The following is a 21,417-nucleotide window of genomic DNA, read 5'->3' as shown; positions in this document are numbered from 1 at the left end:
CGTTTAAGCAACCATTACTGATTTACTCATTTTCTGGTTCTGAACATTAATACGATAAATATATTTTCCGGTGGACAAGTGATTTGGCATTTGCTCACGGATGTTTATTTCGGTAGAACCTTCAAACATCATTTCGTTGAAGACCGTACCCACATTTTGCCCAAGAATATTGTACAGTTGAATATCTACGTGGGCGCTAAAAGGCATTTCCAAATAAATATGTGGCGTACTATCTGTAGGATAAAATGGTTTATGTACAACAGCATCCAACAATGCAGGGTCGAACGGCGTGGGTTCCGTTGGTCCGGTTGTTGGTAAAGTAGGTTCACCATCACTATAAACTATATCTGGAAAATCAACACCACTACAGTTGAATCCTAGGTTTACAGGTGCATAAGGGTGGTCTAATAAATGTTGTTCAACTAAAGGTATATCAACGCATAACCATTCGGCAAGAACGGTGGCGTATAAATCTCTAAAGTCCATCGTAAATTCTAGGTTTCCTCGGCCGTCAGGATTGTCCAATGTTGGGTGTTCCCCGACAAATGCACTTCCGTTAAGACCTGATCCAAAGAACAGAGTAGGCGCAGCTTTACCATGATCGGTACCGTTAGAACCATTTTCAAAAATTCTTCTTCCGAATTCTGAAAAGGTCATACTCAATACTTTATCATCTTGTTGGGTAAAGGCGATGTCTTCATAAAAATTGTTGACGGCAACCGAAAGATTTGTCATTAAGCGCTCATGGGCCAAGGGCTGATTACCATGTGTGTCAAACCCTCCCATAGAAATCATATATACCTTAGTGCCTAAGTTACCTTTTATCAATCTGGCCAATACTGCTAATTGTCTGGCAAAACTGTTGTCTTGGTATTCTACTTGGTTTGAACCTCTTTCGTAGGCCTCATGAATTGTTCCGGCATATTCGTTGGTTACGTTTGAAACACCTCTTAAAAACCTAAGTTGGTCACCATACATACAATTATCAAATAATGCCTGGTCAACGGAATACTGTAATCCTGTTTCCGCAATCTCTTCCAATTGGTCAATATTAGAGGTGACAAAAGCATAGTTGGTTTCTTCACCTTGGAAGACCAAGTTACCAAAGTTACCAACCTGTATTGCAGCAGGACCATCAACTGGTCTACTTCCTGGAAAATCGGAAAGATAATCAGGATACAAATGCTCAAAATGTCTTCCCATCCAACCCGTATTAAGACGTCTAAGTCCAGGAGGATTCAATTCGGTATTTGCATAAATATCAGAACCTGTAAAATGCGAAAGGCTTTGGTTTTGGTATCCAACGCCATGAACAGCTTTAAACTGCCCATCACCCCACATTGGTTCTAATGAACCCATATACGACGGAACGCCAAATTCATCAGTTAACTTTAGAACTTTACTTTCGGGAATGTATATGTTTGGACGCGCATTGGCATAGGAATCATATTGTTCCATAGGTATTACGGTACTAAGTCCGTCATTCCCTCCAGACAAGCGAATTAAAATCAAAATGTTATCAGTTTCCGCAGCAGCTATTGCCGCGTTCAATGGAGATGGAGCCGATGCAGTTAGCATATTGCTTCCCAGCATCATTGAGCCGGTACCGGCAATGCCCATGGCCTGTAAAAAGGAGCGTCTGCTCCAAGCTTTATGTTCGTGGTCGTGACCTTCATGTTCAAGACCTTTATATGGTGTTTTATCGTGAGTATCGCACATAATCGTAGGTTTTATTTTAGTTGAAATTCAGGTTCTCTTGCCAAATATTGAAGTAATATGTACACTTGAAAAGGTGCTTGGTTCCACATGGCCAATGTCCATGTTTCTTCATTTCCTCCTTCGTAATAGGTCTCTTCTACATCACTTCTGAAAATTGCAAAGGCCCTTTGATAATCTGACTCCGTAAGTAAACCTTTTGGAAGTACGTGGTCAATAATAGGTCTGGAAATGAGATCTGGATTATTGGTGGTCATACCAATTCCACCTACGATAGACATCGCAAAATCTCTAAATTGCTCATTATCGTCTTGATAGAATCCTTCAATAACTGATTCCATTGTCAGCCAACGGCCTATCATGAAATTGGTATTGATCCAACTTCTATCTCTTTGCCAACCAGCAACATCAAATGGATCGAACAATCGCTGAGAGAGAAGACCACTATAATTAATCAACTCACTCACATTAGTGTTGTTGTATGTGAATCCAGTTTCCTTGACAAAGTTGAAGTACATGTCAAAAGGACTTTTGATAATTACACCAATAGCCTCATCATCGAAAAAATGCTGACTCTTGAACAACTGCGACAGCACAGGTGCAATTTCAAAATTATTTGAAACAAAAGTAGCTGCTAAACCATCTATTATAGTCTGTGCGTTACCAGTTTCATCTTCAGAATCTGGATGCACAAAAAATTCATAAAGTCTTCTGCAGATGAATTCTGCAATCTCATTTGCACGTTCTTGGAAAAGAATATTGATAACATCATCATATCCCCAATTACCTGTTTGACCAAAAATCGTTTTACTCCCCGCATCGAAGTTTGATGCATCAAAAGTCACTGCTTCGCAACCTATTTCTCCTCGTTCCACATAACCTGTTAGGGCTTTAGCAGTTTCGATAATATCATCCTCAGTATATGCATTGCCTTCACCTAGGGTGAATAGTTCATATAGTTCACGAGCGTAATTCTCGTTGGGATTATTACCATTGTTATATACGCCATCCAGATAGTAAAGCATAGCACTGGTTAAACCTATTTCACTTACGAAGGTTCTGAAATTCCCAATCGAATTTCGTTGTAGACAGTTTATATAATAGTAAAGGAAAGAGTTACAATCGTATATATCTATTTCAGTAACAAAGTGGTTGCTCCAGAAAAAACTCAATCGATCCCTTAGGTTGTTATTGAGCATGCCGTTGGCATAGGTCAACCTCCATTCGTCCAATTGTGCCCGCCGTAGTTGGCCGGCTGCATCATCGTCCGCAGGGTAGTTGCTATTATTCCAATCTGCCCAAGTAGGTGCAGGTGTTGGGGCCATATTTACGGCCTGATTTATTAAATTATCGACTAAAGCACCGGCAGATAATCCGACTGCTTGGTCAATAGTCTCGACGGAGGCACTAAACCCCAATCTTCGGTACAAATGCGCTGCCCTGGTTCTATCCAAGGGAGTTGTGTACGGCGCTAATGTAGAGGTGTTACAATTAACGAAGTATTCCATAGTAATTTTAGGCTTTAAGAACGTTCATGTGCGTAGGGGGCAAATTCTTAACGTCTAAACAATTTGGATATTATGTAATTCCAAGTATTTTCGTTGACATGCCATCTAATTTACGTTCATCTGTTTGAATAAGACGTTTAAGCGCTTATTTTTTCGATGAAATACATGATTTTTGAAAAATTTATAAATAATGTATGGGGAAACATAACGAATTTGGAAAGGAAGGAGAGCAAATCGCGGTTGATTTTTTGATTAAAAATGGTTACCATATTCTGTGTAAAAATTACAGATACCTCAAAGCGGAAATTGATATCATAGCTCAAAACAATGACACGCTTGCCATAGTCGAAGTTCGCTCTAGAAGTACCGATTTTATCGAAAATATTGCAGAGACTATCACTAGAAAGAAAATAAGCCTGCTTACAATGGGTGCAGACCATTATGTTACTGAAAAGGACCTCGATGTTGAAGTTAGATTTGATGTGATTACCATTCTGAAAAATAAAAAAGTCTTTAAAATCGAACATTTGAAGGATGCATTTTATCATTTTTGAACAATAAATACAATTTGTTTTATTTATAACAGTTTGTTATATTTGCTTCAAATCAATCAGTTATGAAGACTATATCATCTGTTGTAGAGCAATACATCAAGAAAAAACCATTCTTGCAAAGTGCTTTGGCCCAGGGAATCATCAACCTTACTTCGCTTTCCAGAATTGTTAAGCCCGAGATAGAAGATCAATTGGGAAAGGACATTCGAAATGGTGCTATTGTAATGGCCTTAAAACGATTGTCCGATGATCTTGAATTTAGGGCCACTCACAAGATTATCAAAGTTTTAAAGAATATTGGCGAGATAACAGTACGTTCTTCATTGACTGATTATACTTTTTTGGCATCAGATACCATTCTTTCGCAACAAGCAAAACTACTAGAGGCCATTAATGCCAATCAAGATGTGTTTTATACCTCTTCAAGAGGGGTAAATGAGATAAATATTGTCATCAGTAATATCATGGATAGTACTGTAGAAGATTTGTTCAAAGCTGAAAGATCTACGCAAAAAGCAGAAAATCTATCTTCAATCACTGTTAAATTGCCGGCAGAAAACGTTTCTGTACCCGGAATCTATTATTTTATTTTTCAGCGTTTGGCCTGGGAAGGAATTGTGCTTTATGAGGTGATTTCAACCACGAACGAATTCACTATTATTGTAAACGATGACCAGGTAGATATTGCGTTCAAGACCATCAAAGATTTAAAAACATTATAATTTTTAGTTAGTTGTTGGCTATAAATTCAATAACATCCTTATTATCTTCAGGTTTGGCAATAATGCGTTTTTCACTATCCAATATGAAATAAGTAGGTGTTTGGTTAACGGCATATAGTGCGGCATACTCGCTATCCCATTTGCCAAGTGCTATTACATGTTCAAATTGATTGAGCTTTTTTATTTCTCTCTTCCAATTCAGTTCATCCTCCTCAAGACCAACGGCTATTACTTTCACCTTTTCATTTGAGGCAAACTCTTCATGTAAAGAAGGTAATTCGCGCAAACAATGACCACAAGTGCTACTCCAAAAAACCAAAACATAGTTATCTGCTCCATTAAGTTCGCTCAGTGTTTTTTTTTCGTTCTCTTTGTGCCATTCTAAGTTGGGGGCGATGGCACCAGGCCGTAAACGATTATGAACGTCAATATTTGAAATAATCTCTTCATTATTTTGGGATGATGCCAATTCTTTCAGATATTCTGTATAAATGAAATCAGAGACATTGTTTTTTCCACTTGCAGCTGCCTGAGACCACAATGAATAAAACAAGTGTAATTTGTATTTATCATCTACGGTTTGCAATTTGGAATCTACAGACCTGACATTTTCCATTATCACATCTTCTGTTTCCTGTGGGGTCATAGTTTTCAAAGGCAAGGCAGTAAAGACGTAATTGGCTAGCTTATTGGTTAAAAAACCTGAAGCCTGTAACATTGGATTGGTTACATCCATTCCATTAAAATAATTGTCTTTTTTACCCTTTACATAATCATAAACACTATCGTCTATCTGGGGAATAAATACATGATTTGAGGTTATGAATTTGTTGGCCATAAGCCCCATGGTTTTTTCCTCATAGGATTTTTGTACCTCATTGATTTTTAAGGAAGCATTTTTGAGATTATTCCTGTTCTGACTTCCCTGAGTATAGTAATCAACAATTTGTTGTTCAAGGTCGTTGATTTCCTTAAAGTACATATTGAAAAGAATGTTTTCTTTAGAGGTTAGGAATGAAACCCCGGTATGTTGGCTAAAAGCAACTTCTATATCTTCTTTGCCATTATAAATAACATCAAAATAAAACTCATCTTGCGGAACGGCATAAACAATCCTATATGTTCCAGGTTCTGAGTTTGCGGGAAGGTCCAATTTAAAAGCACCTTCTTTAACCTCGCTCTGGGCCACATAAACCTGTGTGCCCGGTTTTAACCGGTAAGCAATCAACCATTTATATTCATTGGCAGGCGATAACGAGCCTGAAATGCTATGCTGTCCGTATAGCGTTATTCCAATGAAAAGCGAAATAATAAAAAACAATTTTTTCATAGCTCATTTAAAATCAAAAACCAGACCAATAATCTATACTCACTGAAGGTTGAGTAAAACGTAGATTAATTCTTTATAATCTTTTCTTCAGTATTCAATAATGGTGGTTGACAACAATCATCCTCATTTCCTATTTGAATTGATGAAGAACCATGTATTTTAATTGTTGATTTAATGAAATCCTCTTCGTTCGCCTTGTAAATATTGTCAACATATTTTTGAGGGTTTCGGTCAATGTATGGGAACCAAGTACTATGAATTTGAATCATTATTCGATGACCTTTCTTAAAGGTGTGCAATACATCCTGCAATCTAAAATTGACGTTGGTTGGTTCTTCAGGGGTGAAGGGTTCCGGTTTTTCAAAGCCATTTCTAAACCTTCCCCTAAAAACCTCGGAACGTACTAATTGTTGATATCCACCCATTACAATATTTTCTGGATTATGCTCATAATTGGGATGATTATCAGGATAAACATCTATTAACTTAACAATAAAGTCGGCATCGCTCCCTGTCATAGAGACCTTTAATTTGGAAACTATTTCTCCGGCCAAAACAATATTATCAGCTAGTATTTCAGATTCGAAGGTCAAAACATCAGGTCTCCTTGATGCATGGCGTTGGTCATCTGACATGAAAAGTCTCGGTGTAAAAGTAAGTCCCTCGGTCTGCGATCTATAAGGCACAGGCTTGTTAGGATCACTTACATAGTCAAAAGTTGTTTTCTCATCAGTTGGTTCGTTTATTGCCAAACGGCCATTCTTACCAAAATGTAAGGTCACTGGTTCTATTTCTTTGGGTGGCCATTCGTCAAAGGTTTCCCATTTTTTAACACCAGTGTCGAACATATAGGCTTCTGGCAAAGGATTTGATTTTTTACCTTTTAAATGATGTGCGAAGAACTTTTGTTCTATTTCTTTCTGATAAAAAGTTGAAATACTATCACCAAAATAAATATGATTATGGGTGGTCTTGCCCTTTTCCCTAGCCCAGCCACCATGATCCCATGGTCCCATGACAATGGTATTTTGAGCCTTAGGGCTAGAGGCCTCAATTGCTTTATAAATCGATAAAGGACCGTAAAGATCTTCAGCATCGAACCAACCGCCAACGGTCATAACAGCATGGTTTACATCTTTCAAGTGGGGAAGAATACTTCGTATCTGCCAAAATTCATCATAGTTGGGATGGTCAACAATCTGTTTCCAGAAAAAATTGTCATGGTGATATTTTTCTGTAATATTCTTTAAAGGCCCTAAACGTAAATGAAAATCATAACCATCTGCTGCAGGAGCATCATAAAACCGCTTTATTTTATCTATGTACCAAGGGCTGCGCGTTAGGCTGTCTTTTTGGTAACCAAAAACCGCAAACGCTGCGGTATAACTTTGTAGATACGCACCTTGATGATGAAAATCATCAAAGAAAAAATCAGAAATAGGTGCCTGTGGAGATGATGCTTTTAGTGCAGGATGAGCATCAGGTAATGCCGCGGCTGTATAGAACCCAGGATAAGAAATACCGTACATTCCAACCTTGCCATTATTGTTTTTAATATTCTTGATCATCCAATCTATAGTGTCCCAAGTATCTGAACTTTCATCAATATCCTTTTTGTTTTTAGGGTTGTTTCCTGGAATATTGGGGCGCATATTGTCGAACGTGCCATCAGACATATATCTTCCTCGTACATCTTGAAACACGAGGATATAACCATCTCTCATGACGTATCTTGATGGGTACCTACTTACGTTGAAATCGGTATAATTAGAGGCATTGTAGCAAGTCCGATTCATAAGAATCGGAGCTTTTTTAGAAGTGTCTTTTGGAGTATATACGACTGTGAAAAGTTCAACACCATCGCGCATAGGAATACGGAACTCTTTGAGGTTGTAATTCTGGCGCATATAAAGTGAATCAGCATTTTGAGCCGATATGCCCATACTCAATGTCAGAAGTAAAAGAAGAAAGAATTTAGATTTTAACATGTTTTACGATTTTAGCAATCCAATTTGATTAGTTGTTTAAATGTTTTAAAAAGGTTAGGCTTTGAGGATAATGGTAATCATCTATTAAGAATCCCCATTCCTGTGCAGGTTTTAATAATAACTTCAACCTCTTTTTCATGGAGAAATCCGTCCGACATGGCCATTTCATCCAGTATTGAGGCCAAAGCCTTTTTTTTATCATCTGGCATTTCGTTAAGGATAAGTATAGCCTGATTGGTAGCGACGGCTCTTGCTTGCACAAGAAAATTACTATCAAAATCGAGCCGTTTCATTAAATCACTCAAAGTATTTAATTCATTTTTATGTACAATACCGTCTGCTATGATTACGGATTCCAGCACTCTAACTATGGCCAGTTTTTCTGCAAGATTAAACTCCATTCTTATGATTTATTCTTTTTTTGATTAATTGAAGAGGTGGTAAGGTAAACAAATATTGGTTATTGTCCTCCAAATCCTTTTTTTAAATTCAGCTTTTTTCAAGTGATTTTCCCAAAGGTTTTAATGCCTCTAAGGCACTATCTATCGAACCCACACTGTCAAAGGTTAAAAGTAAACGAAGTCCGTTACGGGTCTGTTTTTCTTTCATTTTGCATGCGGCAGGGTTCGCCTGTACAAATTGAAGTACTTTAGTGAATGCCTCACTCTGATAGAATTCAGATTCTTGGTCTGACACAAAATATCCAATGAGCTTGTTTTGTTTCATCACTACTTTTTCAAGACCTATGGTATTGGCAATCCATTTTATTCTAACCGAGTTCAATAAATCTACCACAGGGGTTGGTAGTTCTCCAAAACGATCAACTAACTCTAATTCAAATTTTTGTAACGCTTCTTCGTCTTTGATAGAATTGAGTTCCGTATATAGGCTCAATCTTTCAGAGATATTGTTCACATAATCATCGGGGAATAATAGCTCAAAATCAGTATCAATCTGGGTTTCTTTTACAAACACTTTCTCGTGATGCCCTTCAACTTCATCGTATAGCTCTTTAAACTCGTTTTCCTTTAATTCATCGATGGCTTCGGCCAATATTTTTTGATATGCGTCAAATCCAATCTCATTAATAAACCCGCTTTGCTCACCTCCCAAAAGGTCTCCTGCCCCACGAATTTCTAAATCTTTCATTGCTATATTGAAGCCACTTCCCAATTCTGTGAATTGTTCCAAGGCCTGAATTCTTTTTCTGGCCTCGTTGGTCATAACCTCATAAGGTGGAGTAATAAAATAACAGAAAGCCTTTTTATTGCTTCGGCCTACACGACCTCGCATTTGATGTAGGTCACTCAATCCAAAATTATTGGCATTATTAATGAAAATTGTATTGGCATTGGTAACATCAAGACCACTTTCAACGATTGTTGTCGAGACTAGTACATCAAATTCTCCATTCATAAAGGCCAACATCAGTGCTTCTAACTTTTTGCCATCCTTTTGTCCATGACCAATGCCGATTTTGGCATCAGGAACAAGTCTTTGAAGCATGCCTGCCACTTCTTTGATATTTTCAATTCGGTTATGGATAAAGAATATTTGTCCTCCTCTCTGGATTTCATATGAGACAGCATCTCTAATTATTTCTTCATTGAATCGTATCACATTACTCTCAATAGGATATCGATTTGGTGGTGGAGTGTTGATTACCGACAAGTCTCTCGCCGCCATTAAACTAAATTGCAGGGTTCTTGGAATTGGTGTTGCGGTTAAGGTCAAAACATCGACATTTTCTTTAATCGATTTGAGTTTGTCTTTGACGGAAACACCAAATTTTTGTTCTTCATCAACAATCAATAACCCTAGGTCCTTGAACTTTACATTTTTGTTGACCAGTTGATGAGTGCCGATGATGATATCTACTTTGCCGTTCTCAAGTCTTTCAAGGGTTTCACGCTTTTCTTTTGCTGTTCTAAATCTATTGAGATAGTCTACAGAAACCGGCAACTCTTTTAATCGTTCGGAGAAAGTTCTATGGTGCTGATATGCCAAAATTGTAGTGGGAACCAATATGGCAACCTGTTTTCCATTGTCCACGGCTTTGAATGCCGCACGGATAGCTACTTCGGTCTTTCCAAAACCTACATCACCACAAACGAGCCGGTCCATTGGTCGTTCACTTTCCATGTCTTTTTTGACATCTTCAGTTGCTTTTCCTTGGTCTGGGGTGTCTTCATAAATAAAAGAAGCCTCAAGTTCTAGCTGCAAATAACTGTCCGGGTCATATTGGAATCCTTTTTCCAATCTTCTTTTCGCGTAGACCTTGATAAGATCAAATGCAATTTGTTTGACTCGGGATTTTGTTTTTTGTTTTAGCTTTTTCCAAGCGGCTGAACCAAGTTTGTAAATTTTTGGGGCAGCACCATCTTTACCATTGAATTTTGATATTTTGTGTAGGGAGTGGATACTAACATATAGAATATCGCGATCGCCATACATTAATTTAATAGCCTCCTGTTTTTTGCCTTCAACATCTATTTTTTGAAGACCGCCAAATTTGCCGATTCCATGATCAATATGGGTGACATAATCCCCGACTTCCAACCTATTTAATTCCGTCAGTGTAATCGCCTGTTTTTTGGCATAACCATTTTTTAAATGGAATTTATGATAGCGGTCAAAAATCTGGTGATCTGTATAACAGGCTAGTTTTAAATCATCATCAATGAACCCTTGGAATATTGGAAAAACATGAGTCTTGTATTCAATGTCATGGTCAACTTCATCGAAAATATCATGTAGCCTTTTTGCCTGTTGGTCCGAAGCACAAAAAATGTAGTTTGTATATCCGTTTTTACAATTCTCATTCAAATTCGCCATCAACAAATCAAACTTTTTATTGAATGAAGGTTGAGGTTTTGTCTTGAATTGTATGTCTGATTGCTTTTCCCGTTGTGTCAAAATTTGACCTCCTGAAGATGATATTAGAGCAAAATCCTCAAGTTGTGATTTTAATGATTTTGAGTTTACGAATAATTCTGAAGGCTCTACATGTTTTATGTCTTCAGATAGTTTGGCGAATGACTCTTCAGCTTTTGTGAAGAATGAATCCAGTCGGTCAAATAGCATCTCCAAATTCTTGCCGTAAACCACTGTTTTGGGTGAAATGTAATTTAGAAAACTTTCCCTAGTCTCGTTCAATAGTTTGTTTTCAACATTTGGGATAATTGTAATTCGCGTTACTTTTTCGGTTGATAATTGGGTTTCAACATCAAAAGTTCTAATGCTGTCCACTTCATCACCAAAGAATTCAATTCGATAGGGTTCATCATGGGAAAAAGAAAACACATCTACTATGCCTCCACGTACTGAGAATTCACCAGGTTCGGTTACAAAATCAACCCTTTTGAATTGGTATTCGAAAAGAACTTCATTCAAAAAATCCAATGAAAGTGAATCATCTACTTTTATTTTCAAGGTGTTCTTGTCGAGTTCTTTTCTTGTTACAACCTTTTCAAACAAAGCATCTGGATAGGTGACAATTACCGCTGGTTTTTTTCTGGAGTTGATTCGGTTTAGAACTTCCGCTCTGAGAAGCACATTGGCGTTGTCGGTTTCCTCAATTTGGTAAGGCCTGCGATAACTACCAGGGTAAAAAAGCACATCTTTTTCACCAATCAAAAGTTCAAGGTCGTTCAAGTAGTAGGCTGCTTCTTCCTTGTCGTTGAAAATTAGAAGAAAAGGAAGGTCATTTTCTTTGAAAAGTGATGAAAACATAAAGGAAAGAGAGGACCCAATTAGCCCTTTTATAGCAATATTATTTTCGGTCTGGGCAATAGCATCCTGCAGTTTCCTAGTTTGGGGAGACTGTGTGAACAGTTGTTGAATTGTAGTCTGGATCAACCGTTTAATTTTTAGTAATCTTCTATTTTGATTTAACCTCGATTTTTCAGAGGTCTTTTCATTTTTTGAATTGCAAATATAAGTGCTACTCGGTCCTCGCCCAAGATATGAATTAACTTTCGCGAAAATTTGATTATTATCTTGTGACAAATAATCAATCGTAAACTAAAATATCACTTTTAAAAAAATTATATTTGTTTAAAATAAATTAAGTACATATGCCCATTTTAGATTTATACAATCATAGTGAGAAACGTAGGAATTTGGCACATTTTGCTTCGATAGCCACATTGGCTGCTGTAGATGGTGAAGTTAACCCACGGGAAATGCATCTTTTGGAAAGTTTTGCCCATAAATTGGATATTTCCGAAGCGGAGTTCAAGGAAGTAATGAAGAAAAAGAACAAATATCCTATTGACCCTCAGAATAGTTCAGAACAAAGATTGGAACGCCTTTTTGATCTTTTCAAAATTATTTTTGCTGATAATGAGGTCGAAGATGAAGAGATGGTATTATTGAAGAAATACGCAATAGGTTTAGGGTACACCAGTGAAAAAGCTGACAGAATTATTGAAAAGTCGATTGCGATTTTTACCGGAAGAATCGATTTTGAGGATTACCTTTATTTGATAAAGCGATAACGCATTTCTTAGAACATAAAAAGGCGACATGATTGGTGTCGCCCTTTTTTATGCTTGTTGGTCAATGAACTCTTCTAACTTCTCAACCATTTTATTACTTCCACAGAAAAAAGGCGCTCTTTCATGAAGCTCAGTAGGTTTTATTTCCATAATTCTTGTAGTACCATCACTTGCCCTGCCATTTGCCTGTTCAGCTAAAAAAGCCATGGGGTTACACTCATACAGTAACCGGAGTTTGCCATTTGAGGCAAGACTACTTTTGGGGTACATATAAATACCACCCTTAATCATATTCCTATGAAAATCGGAGACCAGAGAACCAATATATCTTGAGGTATAAGGTCTATCATCTTCTTCTTCCTGACAATACTTTATATAATCTTTTACGCCTTGCGGAAAATGGATGTAATTACCTTCGTTTACAGAGTAAATTTTTCCGGTTTCAGGAAACCTCATGTCTGGGTGTGAGAGGTAAAAGGTGCCTATTGCGGGGTTTAAGGTAAACCCGTTAACACCATGCCCAGTTGTATAAACCAGCATAGTAGAGGTTCCATAAACAATATATCCGGCGGCAACTTGATTTTTTCCAGGTTGAAGAAAATCTTTAAGTTTTACAGGGGTTCCCACAGGTGTCACTCTTCTATAGATTGAAAAAATAGTTCCTACTGAAACATTTACATCAATATTCGAGGAACCATCAAGAGGGTCTATCAAAACCACATACTTGTTTTGGTGTTGCTCATCATTACTGTTGATGGTAATGAAATCATCCTCTTCTTCAGAAGCGATTCCACAAACAATCTCTCTATTCTTCAAGGTCTGAATAAATATATCGTTTGCCATTACATCCAGCTTTTGTTGGTTTTCACCTTGGATATTTGTATCACCCGCAGCACCTAGAATATCAACAAGACCAGCTTTGTTTACTTCATGGTTGACAACTTTTGCGGCCAATCTTATGGCATTGATAAGTTTAGAAAGCTCTCCTGAGGAGTATTGAAAAGAAGTTTGGTTTTCAATGATAAATTCCCCCAGCGTTTTGTGTTTTTTACCAACCATTTAGATGTATGTAATTTGAGCACAAATATCGGTTAATTTGTGAAACTATAACGTTTTCGTTCTAAAATGATTTTTTAAATTTATAACTTTGTGTTTTATTTGTAACAATTATGAAAATGAATATTCGAGATGCTAAGGCTTCAGATATGAAATCTGTTCTAGAACTGATAAAGGAACTGGCCAGTTTTGAAAAAGAGCCTGGTGCAGTTGAGGTTACTGAGGACGATTTGGTACGTGACGGATTTGGAAGTAACAAATTATTTCATTGTTTCGTGGCTGAATCAGATTCAAAAATTGTGGGTATGGCGTTGGTTTATAATCGCTATTCTACATGGAAGGGTCCGATAATACACTTGGAGGATTTAGTTGTGGCCGAATCTATGCGAGGAAGTGGATTAGGGACCGCTTTATTGGATGAAGTTGTTAAATATGGTGCGGCACGAGGAGCAAAACGTATCAATTGGGAAGTGATAGATTGGAATGAACCTGCCATTGCTTTTTACGAAAAAAAAGGGGCAAAGGTATTACGCGATTGGGATGTTGTGCAGTTAGATGAGAATGGAATAAATAGTTATTTAAGGAGTATTTAGGATTAAAACTTCCCTATTTCGGGAATGACAATAAATTGAATTTATGAGAATATTCAAATTCGGAGGAGCATCTGTTAAGGATGCAGATGGCGTAAAGAACTTGGTGAAGGTTTTGACAGAGGTAGGTCATAAAAACACTTTGCTTGTGGTTTCTGCAATGGGCAAGACCACAAATGCCATGGAGAAGATCATTGATTGTTATTTTAATGATAAAGTAGGTCTAAAAGAAGCTTTTCAGGAAGTAATCGAATATCATAATGGTATTCTTTTGGATTTATTCAAGAATGACAAACATGAGGTATTTTCCAAGACCAAAACTTTGTTTGAAGAGGTAAAAGGCTTTTTGGCTTGGAACAAATCTCCTAAGTATAGTTTCGTTTATGATCAAGTTGTAGGATACGGTGAATTAGTTTCAACCACAATTTTAAGCGCCTATTTGAATGAAGTTGGAATTAAAAACAGCTGGCTCGATGTTCGTGATTTTATAAAAACTGATAATAATTATCGTGATGCCGTGGTAAATTGGGAAAAGACCCAAGAGAAAGTAACTAGTGGTATTGATGTAGACAAACTTTATATAACCCAAGGATTTTTAGGCAGCGATGATAATAATTTCACAACCACTTTAGGCCGTGAGGGATCTGATTATACCGCAGCCATTTTTGCGTATTGCCTAAACGCCAATTCCGTGACTATCTGGAAAGATGTTCCAGGGGTTTTAAATGCTGATCCACGTTATTTCGAAGAGGCACAATTGTTGAACAAAATTTCATATAGAGAGGCGATAGAGCTTGCATTTTATGGTGCTTCGGTCATACATCCAAAAACGCTGCAACCTTTGCAAAGAAAAGAAATTCCTTTGTTGGTGAAATCATTCATCAATCCCAAAGGAAAAGGTACAACCGTAGGCAAAGGGACCACATTGGAACCTAAAGTTCCTTGTTACATAATGAAAAAAGATCAAGTACTTATGCGATTGTCTTCTCTTGATTTTTCATTCATAGTTGAAAATAGCATTAGTGAACTGTTCAAAATGCTACATGACCATAAAATGAAAGTAGATTTGATCCAAAATTCCGCGATTAGTTTCTCTGTTTGTGTGGACAATAAGTTTGGGCAACTTCAGGAATTATTGAACTTATTGAAAAGTAGGTTCAATGTGGTCTGTCATGAGGGAGTATCGTTGTATACCATTCGTCATTTTGATTCGGATGCCATTTCTTCATTACAAAACGGCCATGAAATCTTGTTGGAACAGCGTGCCAATGAAACTGTTCAGTTAGTTGTAAAATAGAAATACAATTTCATTTCAACCCTGTTAAAATAACGCTTTCAACAGGGTATTTTACTATATTTACGCTTCCTAAATTATTAAGAATATGGGTTTAGTGACCGCTAAAGAGGTAGCCAAGGCAATCAACCTTCACAAATATGGTTTTTTGGGCACCTTTATGGGGTGGGTTTTAATGAAGGTCACACGAATTTCTGGAATAAATCGCTTTTATACCAAGCACAAACACCTTGAGGGGATTGAATTTCTTGATGCTATTTTGAGACACTATCAAATAGATTTTGAAATTCCAGATGAAGATTTTAAACGCTTGCCTAAAGATGGAGCCTACATTACAATTTCCAACCATCCACTAGGTGGGATTGATGGTGTTTTGCTACTAAAATTATTGGTTACGCATAGGTCCGATTTTAAGATTATTGCGAACTTTCTTCTCAATAGAATAGAACCGATGTCTCCCTATATTTTGCCCGTCAATCCTTTTGAAAACCATAAGGATGTAAAAAGTAGTATTGCTGGTTTCAAAAGTGCTATGTCTCATCTAGGAAATGGCCATCCCTTAGGAATTTTTCCGGCAGGTGAGGTCTCTACCTATAAAGACGACAGATTAATTGTTGATAAGCCCTGGGAAGAAGCGGCACTAAAACTTATTAGAAGGGCAAATGTGCCAGTAGTTCCCATATATTTCCATGCGAAGAATAGCAAATTCTTTTATCGTTTGTCAAAGATCAGCGATATTTTTAGAACTGCCAAGTTACCTTCAGAGGTATATTCGCAAAAGAATAGACCTATAAAGGTTAGAATAGGACAACCAATTTCTGTTCAAATGCAGAATGAGCAGGAAACTTTAGCAGATTTTACCGAGTTATTGCGTAAAAAAACATATTTACTTTCCAATGCCTATGAAAAGGAACGATTGATCGATCAAATACCAACTTCTTTAAAGCTTCCTAAAACGCCGAAAAAGATTGCTACTGCAGTGAGAACTGAGGTCATTGAAGGAGAAATTGAAAAATTGCGAGAGAAGGATTGCCGAATGCTTCAGAGTAAAAACTATGAGGTTTTCTTGGCAAAAGCGATAGATATGCCTTTTATTTTAAAGGAAATTGGGAGGCAGCGTGAAGTTACTTTTAGAGCCATTGGTGAGGGCACCAACAACTCAATTGATTTAGACAAGTTTGATGAGTACTATCATCATCTTTTTCTTTGGGATGACAAGGATAAAGAGATTGTAGGGGCATACAGAATGGGAATGGGTTCTGAGATTTTTAAGCACCATGGTATCGATGGGTTTTATCTCCAAGATCTTTTTAGGTTTGAACCGGAATTGTTTGGAATGATGAAGCAATCCATTGAAATGGGACGGGCGTATATCATTAAAAAATACCAACAAAAACCAATGCCGTTGTTTTTGCTTTGGAAAGGTATTGTTCATACTACCTTAAGGCACCCGGAACATAAGTATCTCATTGGGGGAGTGAGTATAAGTAACCAGTTTTCAAACTTTTCTAAATCTTTAATGATAGAGTTTATGAAAAGTAATTATTGGGACCCTTATGTGGCCCAATATATAAGCCCAAAGAAGGAGTTCAAGGTGAAATTAAAGGATGCCGATAAAGAGTTTATTTTTGATGAAACTGAAGCGGATTTGAATAAATTTGACCGAATGATCAATGAGGTTGAACCAGGGAACCTCCGGTTGCCCGTACTCATTAAAAAGTATATTAAACAAAATGCAAAGGTAGTGGCGTTTAATGTTGACCCACTCTTTAATAATTCAGTAGATGGTTTAATGTACATTAGAATAGCTGATTTACCGGAGAGCACAGTAAAACCGGTAATGGAAGAGTTTCAAGCAGAACTTGAACGTAAATTTGCTGAAAATCTGCAAAATGGTGACAAAGATTAGTTACTAAAGAATCCAAGTGAAACTATCAATTACTGTCTTTTAATCACATTGGCTAGCTTATACCTATAGTTTTGCTTCTTCGTTCAAAAAGTAGATTATCCTTCCAAACACCGTCTAATTGACCAACTTTTTCTCGCTTGCCAATATATCGAAAACCTGCTTTTTTATGTAAGGCAATACTAGCTTCGTTTTCAGGAAATATTCCTGATTGAAGGGTCCAAAAACCATCCTTTTCGCTCTGCGCTATTAAATGCATCATTAACAATTTTCCTGCACCTTTTCCGGAATGATCTTGGCCAACGTAAACGCTTACTTCGGCCACACCCCCATAAACACATCTGCTTGAAACAGTTGATAGGGCGGCCCAGCCTATGACTTTGTCATTTTCTTTGATAACTATTCTGCAAGAAGAAATATGCGCCTTGTCCCAATCCTCATATGAAGGAACTTTTTTTTCGAAGGTAGCACAGCCAGTGTTTATGCCTGCTTTATAAATTTTTGAAACCGATTCCCAATCTTTGGGAGCCATTGCGTAAATATGCATCTACCCTGGATTAACAGCAACCACCACTAGGGGTACAACAGGCCTCTTCTTGCGCTACTTTTTCTACTGGAACTCCACAAGTACTTTTTGCCTTACAATCGGTCTTTTCAAGACCCAGCTTCATAATTACCTTATCGTTTTCAATTGAAAAACCATTTACAAATAGTTGGGCTGTATGAAAATTGGGATTGCTATATTCGAACTTTACTTCGACATCTTTTTCCATGGGTTTCATGCTATCCACTTTGTTTAGAATAGATAGGGCCTTGTAGGCAGACATATAATCCCTTTTATCTTTTTCCTTTGGGCTCTCCCAAAGTTGGATTATGGTCTCTTTCCAGAAATCTGTATTGGCTCCGCAGTCTACGGCATCCACCGTAAGGTTCTTTACTTCAGTAATATGGTAATTGGCACCAACTAATTGGCCTGTTTTATATTCGAAGAGGAGGCTTTTGTTACTGTTCTCTTTTAACAGTGATAAGAATTCTTTTGTTTTCATAATATTGAATATTTAACAACAATTAAATTTAGTTTTATCAAAAAAGGAGTTCAAAAGGTCTTGAATTTCCTTCCATTTTTTAAGATTAATACAATAGCAGACTTTTTTACCACTGATTTCGCCTTCTATAAGGTTAATACTTTTGAGTTCTTTCAAATGCTGGGAAATCGTGGGTTGTGCCAAACCAATTTCCTCTACAATATCATTGCATATACATTCGCTTCGGGTGCTTATGTATTGGAGAATGGCTATCCTGGCCGGATTGGCCAAAGCTTTGAAAATGATTGCCAGCTCGTTCTGTTTTTTATCGAAAATCTGTGTTTTGGTTATCCCCATTACGTATCTATATATTGCAATATTACGATAATAAAACAAATAAAAAAAGCCAGACATAAAAATCTGGCTAATTATTGGTTAGAACCAAGGTTTTTGACCAACCTGATAAGTGTTGTAGAACTCCTCGTCAGATTTGGTTAAATACAATATGCCTTCTACTAGACCTAAAAGACCCATTAATGATGCACCGATACCACAGGTAAAAAAACCTAGCACTAGGGTTACGGCGAGCATGATTATTCCTTCTTTGGTATAGCCCAATATAAATTTATGTACTCCTAACGCACCGAGAACAATAGCTAAGATCCCTGCCAACATTTTTTTATTATCACCACCGGCACCACCAAAGGCTTCTTTGGCACTTTCGGTGAATTCTTTTGCGGTTTCTTTTGCATCATCGGCAAAATCACTTGCCTTTTCTTTAGCGTCCTCAGCAAATTCTTTGGTTGCTTCTTTTGCGTCATCGAATTTTTCACTGGCTTTTTCGCCTAAATCCTTTGCAGTTTCCTTTGCACTATCCAATGCATCTTCTGCCTTATCTCCTAAATCTTTATTTTCTTCTGACATTTTATTTGATTTTTGGTGGTTAATACGAATGTTAAATGTAGTAAATATTTTAACATCAAAGGAAGGCTTGGTCAATTGGTTCCCATAGCTCCAATTTATTGCCTTCAGGATCTAAAATCCAACCAAATTTGCCATACTCATATTCCTCAATCTCACCAACTACAGTAACACCTTCCTCCTTTAGCACTTTGAGCAATTCCACAAGGTTTTCAACCCTAAAATTCATCATGAATTGTTTTTCACTGGGGTCAAAGTATTTGGTGTCCTCATTCATGGGACTCCATTGTGTAGAACAATCATTCCCTTCTTTGTCTTTCCACCAGAATGTACAGCCGTATTGATTCGTGTTCAATCCTAAATGGTTTTTGTACCATTCCTTTACCTCGTTGGGATTCTTGGTCTTAAAGAAAAACCCTCCTAAGCCTGTTACTCTATTCTTCATAAGGTCTATGCTTTTTTGATGTTTTTCTCATATAGGGCTATCCAATCCTCAACATTCATTTTAGAACATAGCTCGCCAATAAGCTCATACGGAATGTTATTCATGTTTTTGAACCGCACGCAACTCTTGCCCATGTCTAATTTTGTTTTTACACGTTTAGGGTATTCATCTACAAACCAGTTCATTAATTCAGCACTTGCATAGATCCCGGAATGATAAAGAGAAACAAAGTGCTTTTGCGAAGCAAGATTCATAAAGGGTAGTGGTAGGTCTGGGTTACAATGGTAACCATCTGGATAAATACTATGTGGTACAACAAAACCCAACATGCCGTAACTCATCTGTTCCTCAAAACCCTTGGGTAAATTGTTAAGAATAGTCTGCCTTATCTTTGTAATGACCTTTTTACGGTCTTCTGGAAGTTCCTTGATGTATTGTTGGGGTGATGTTGCATTAGATTGCATGGTCAAAGAAATTTTAGCGTACTGCTTAAAGTTAACAAAATCTTTCTTTGATTTTATCAACAATGGTTTGTGCAAGCTTTTCTTTGCTTTCAACAGTCCAACCTGCTACGTGCGGTGTGAACAATACATTTTCTGATTTGGTCAAATATTTGAACGCCTCTGGAAGGGAATTATCATCGAACATATTTTCAAATGATGTTTTTTCATATTCGAGCACATCTAAACCTGCGCCCAATATATTCTTAGATTTAAGATTGGTTACTAAATCTTGGGTAACAACACATTTACCCCTAGCAGTGTTCAATAGCCAGAATGGTTTTTGAAAAGCCGTAATGAAATTGTTGTTAATCATACCAGTTGTTTCGGGCGTCTGGGGAACATGCAGACTTAAGACATCCGTTTTTTGTTGAAGCTCCATTATACCAACCTGTCGAGCGTTTTCATCACCAACGCCACCAACAATATCATAACACAGGACTTCTACATCAAATCCCCTTAATTTTTTGGCAAATGCCTTTCCCATATTCCCATAGCCGATGATACCCACGGTTTTGCCATCTAGTTCAACTCCTCGGTTTCCTTCCCTATCCCATTTACCATTTCTAACTTCCAAGTTTGCCTTGTTCAAATTGTTAAATAGGGATAATAACATACCCAGCGTGTGTTCGCCCACGGCATTTCGGTTTCCTTCAGGAGCAGCAGCTAAAAATATATTCTTCTTTTTGGCATAGGCGACGTCAATGTTCTCAAGTCCTGCACCCACTCGGCCAATAAACTTTAGATTTTTGGCCTTTTTGATAAATTCTTTGTCAATCGTGAACCTACTGCGTATAGTAATTCCGTCATATTCGCCTATTCTGTGTTCTATTTGTTCTTTGGATGATGAATAATCTTCATCATTTTTAAAACCAAGCACCTCAAATTGCTTTAGTAATAAAGGGTGGTTTGTATCTACATGCAATACTTTCATTGGATAAGGGGGATTAACTTGTAATTTTCCTTTGAACACATTATATTTTCGGGTATTCGGTCTTGGTTTTTTCATCTATCACTTTTCCCGTATGCGAAGTGCTTAGTTTTTCGAAAAGAAGCACATGAACTTCTTCGTTATTTTTGGTCATGGGATTATGTTCCACACCCTTGGGAACAACTATGATTTCACCTTCATTAACAACAACTGTCTTTTCTCTAAACTGCATATACAGGGTTCCTTTCAAAACCTGAAAAAGCTCGTCTTCATCTTCGTGCGAATGCCAAACAAATTCTCCTTTGATTTTAGCCAGGAGTACTTGCATATTATCCACAATAGCAATCTGATGTGGGTGCCAATGTGCTTTGAATTCGGCATGTTTTTCTTTAAGGTTGATGGGTTTCATAGAAAATTAATTTTATGGACAGG

General features: G+C 37.3%; 21 protein-coding genes. 6 read left to right on the top strand and 15 right to left on the bottom strand.

Features of this window, described 5'->3' with window-relative positions; translation table 11 throughout:
* Positions 1-3: 3 nt before the first annotated feature.
* Positions 4-1,719, bottom strand: coding sequence for a DUF1501 domain-containing protein (locus tag FB2170_RS05575; RefSeq protein ID WP_013305549.1), 1,716 nt, complete (start codon positions 1,717-1,719; stop codon positions 4-6).
* Between the two features lie 11 nt (positions 1,720-1,730).
* A complete protein-coding gene (locus FB2170_RS05570) occupies positions 1,731-3,224 on the bottom strand; it encodes a DUF1800 family protein (RefSeq protein ID WP_013305548.1) in 1,494 nt (497 codons plus the stop codon).
* A 194-nt stretch (positions 3,225-3,418) separates the two neighbouring features.
* Here FB2170_RS05570 and FB2170_RS05565 point away from each other — a divergent pair, with 194 nt between their 5' ends.
* Entirely contained in the window at positions 3,419-3,778 is a 360-nt protein-coding gene (locus FB2170_RS05565; RefSeq protein ID WP_013305547.1) for a YraN family protein, read from the top strand.
* A 62-nt stretch (positions 3,779-3,840) separates the two neighbouring features.
* Positions 3,841-4,500: a hypothetical protein gene (locus FB2170_RS05560; RefSeq protein ID WP_013305546.1), complete on the top strand. Its 660-nt coding sequence runs from the start codon at positions 3,841-3,843 to the stop codon at positions 4,498-4,500.
* 7 nt (positions 4,501-4,507) lie between these two features.
* Here FB2170_RS05560 and FB2170_RS05555 read toward each other — a convergent pair whose 3' ends face one another.
* From FB2170_RS05555 to mfd, 4 genes are all read right to left on the bottom strand, one after another.
* Positions 4,508-5,830, bottom strand: a complete 1,323-nt coding sequence (locus FB2170_RS05555; protein WP_013305545.1) for a TlpA family protein disulfide reductase — start codon at positions 5,828-5,830, stop codon at positions 4,508-4,510.
* A 65-nt stretch (positions 5,831-5,895) separates the two neighbouring features.
* On the bottom strand, positions 5,896-7,818 hold the full coding sequence (locus tag FB2170_RS05550) for a CocE/NonD family hydrolase (RefSeq protein ID WP_148232066.1): 1,923 nt from the start codon (positions 7,816-7,818) through the stop codon (positions 5,896-5,898).
* A 77-nt stretch (positions 7,819-7,895) separates the two neighbouring features.
* Positions 7,896-8,219 (bottom strand): hypothetical protein, encoded by a 324-nt coding sequence (locus tag FB2170_RS05545; protein WP_013305543.1) that lies wholly within the window; start codon positions 8,217-8,219, stop codon positions 7,896-7,898.
* An 88-nt stretch (positions 8,220-8,307) separates the two neighbouring features.
* The gene (mfd, locus tag FB2170_RS05540) at positions 8,308-11,676 is read right to left on the bottom strand and encodes a transcription-repair coupling factor (RefSeq protein ID WP_041633068.1); all 3,369 of its coding nucleotides are present in this window, start codon (positions 11,674-11,676) and stop codon (positions 8,308-8,310) included.
* A 218-nt stretch (positions 11,677-11,894) separates the two neighbouring features.
* On the opposite strand from mfd, the gene FB2170_RS05535 reads away from it, so the two are divergent.
* Entirely contained in the window at positions 11,895-12,317 is a 423-nt protein-coding gene (locus FB2170_RS05535) for a TerB family tellurite resistance protein (RefSeq protein WP_013305541.1), read from the top strand.
* A 48-nt stretch (positions 12,318-12,365) separates the two neighbouring features.
* Here FB2170_RS05535 and fbp read toward each other — a convergent pair whose 3' ends face one another.
* Positions 12,366-13,376 carry a class 1 fructose-bisphosphatase gene (fbp, locus tag FB2170_RS05530; RefSeq protein ID WP_013305540.1) on the bottom strand — a complete coding sequence of 337 codons (1,011 nt, stop codon included), beginning with the start codon at positions 13,374-13,376 and terminating at the stop codon, positions 12,366-12,368.
* A 110-nt stretch (positions 13,377-13,486) separates the two neighbouring features.
* Between fbp and FB2170_RS05525 the strand changes: the two genes are divergently transcribed.
* From FB2170_RS05525 to FB2170_RS05515, 3 genes are all read left to right on the top strand, one after another.
* The gene (locus FB2170_RS05525) at positions 13,487-13,966 is read left to right on the top strand and encodes a GNAT family N-acetyltransferase (protein ID WP_013305539.1); all 480 of its coding nucleotides are present in this window, start codon (positions 13,487-13,489) and stop codon (positions 13,964-13,966) included.
* A 43-nt stretch (positions 13,967-14,009) separates the two neighbouring features.
* Entirely contained in the window at positions 14,010-15,260 is a 1,251-nt protein-coding gene (locus tag FB2170_RS05520; protein ID WP_013305538.1) for an aspartate kinase, read from the top strand.
* Between the two features lie 85 nt (positions 15,261-15,345).
* Positions 15,346-17,166, top strand: coding sequence for a GNAT family N-acyltransferase (locus FB2170_RS05515; protein ID WP_013305537.1), 1,821 nt, complete (start codon positions 15,346-15,348; stop codon positions 17,164-17,166).
* 52 nt (positions 17,167-17,218) lie between these two features.
* Here the strand turns inward: FB2170_RS05515 and FB2170_RS05510 are convergent, their stop codons facing one another.
* The 8 genes from FB2170_RS05510 to FB2170_RS05475 all read right to left on the bottom strand — a co-directional run bounded on the left by FB2170_RS05510 (position 17,219) and on the right by FB2170_RS05475 (position 21,394).
* On the bottom strand, positions 17,219-17,710 hold the full coding sequence (locus FB2170_RS05510; RefSeq protein ID WP_013305536.1) for a GNAT family N-acetyltransferase: 492 nt from the start codon (positions 17,708-17,710) through the stop codon (positions 17,219-17,221).
* 10 nt (positions 17,711-17,720) lie between these two features.
* Positions 17,721-18,209, bottom strand: coding sequence for a DUF6428 family protein (locus tag FB2170_RS05505; protein ID WP_013305535.1), 489 nt, complete (start codon positions 18,207-18,209; stop codon positions 17,721-17,723).
* A gap of 12 nt (positions 18,210-18,221) precedes the next feature.
* Positions 18,222-18,545 carry an ArsR/SmtB family transcription factor gene (locus FB2170_RS05500; protein WP_041633067.1) on the bottom strand — a complete coding sequence of 108 codons (324 nt, stop codon included), beginning with the start codon at positions 18,543-18,545 and terminating at the stop codon, positions 18,222-18,224.
* 78 nt (positions 18,546-18,623) lie between these two features.
* Positions 18,624-19,112: a TM2 domain-containing protein gene (locus FB2170_RS05495; protein ID WP_013305533.1), complete on the bottom strand. Its 489-nt coding sequence runs from the start codon at positions 19,110-19,112 to the stop codon at positions 18,624-18,626.
* A gap of 55 nt (positions 19,113-19,167) precedes the next feature.
* Positions 19,168-19,554 (bottom strand): VOC family protein, encoded by a 387-nt coding sequence (locus tag FB2170_RS05490; RefSeq protein ID WP_013305532.1) that lies wholly within the window; start codon positions 19,552-19,554, stop codon positions 19,168-19,170.
* A 5-nt stretch (positions 19,555-19,559) separates the two neighbouring features.
* Positions 19,560-20,018, bottom strand: coding sequence for a DUF1801 domain-containing protein (locus tag FB2170_RS05485; RefSeq protein WP_041633066.1), 459 nt, complete (start codon positions 20,016-20,018; stop codon positions 19,560-19,562).
* Between the two features lie 31 nt (positions 20,019-20,049).
* Complete coding sequence (locus FB2170_RS05480; protein ID WP_041633065.1) at positions 20,050-20,988, bottom strand: 2-hydroxyacid dehydrogenase; 939 nt, start codon at positions 20,986-20,988, stop codon at positions 20,050-20,052.
* A gap of 40 nt (positions 20,989-21,028) precedes the next feature.
* The gene (locus FB2170_RS05475) at positions 21,029-21,394 is read right to left on the bottom strand and encodes a cupin domain-containing protein (RefSeq protein WP_013305529.1); all 366 of its coding nucleotides are present in this window, start codon (positions 21,392-21,394) and stop codon (positions 21,029-21,031) included.
* Positions 21,395-21,417: the final 23 nt, after the last annotated feature.

The sequence above is a fragment of the Maribacter sp. HTCC2170 genome (assembly GCF_000153165.2).
In the GTDB taxonomy this organism is placed as follows: Bacteria; Bacteroidota; Bacteroidia; order Flavobacteriales; family Flavobacteriaceae; genus Maribacter_A.
The sequence above is the reverse complement of the archived record's forward strand: the minus strand, read 5'-3'. Positions and strand labels throughout refer to the sequence as shown.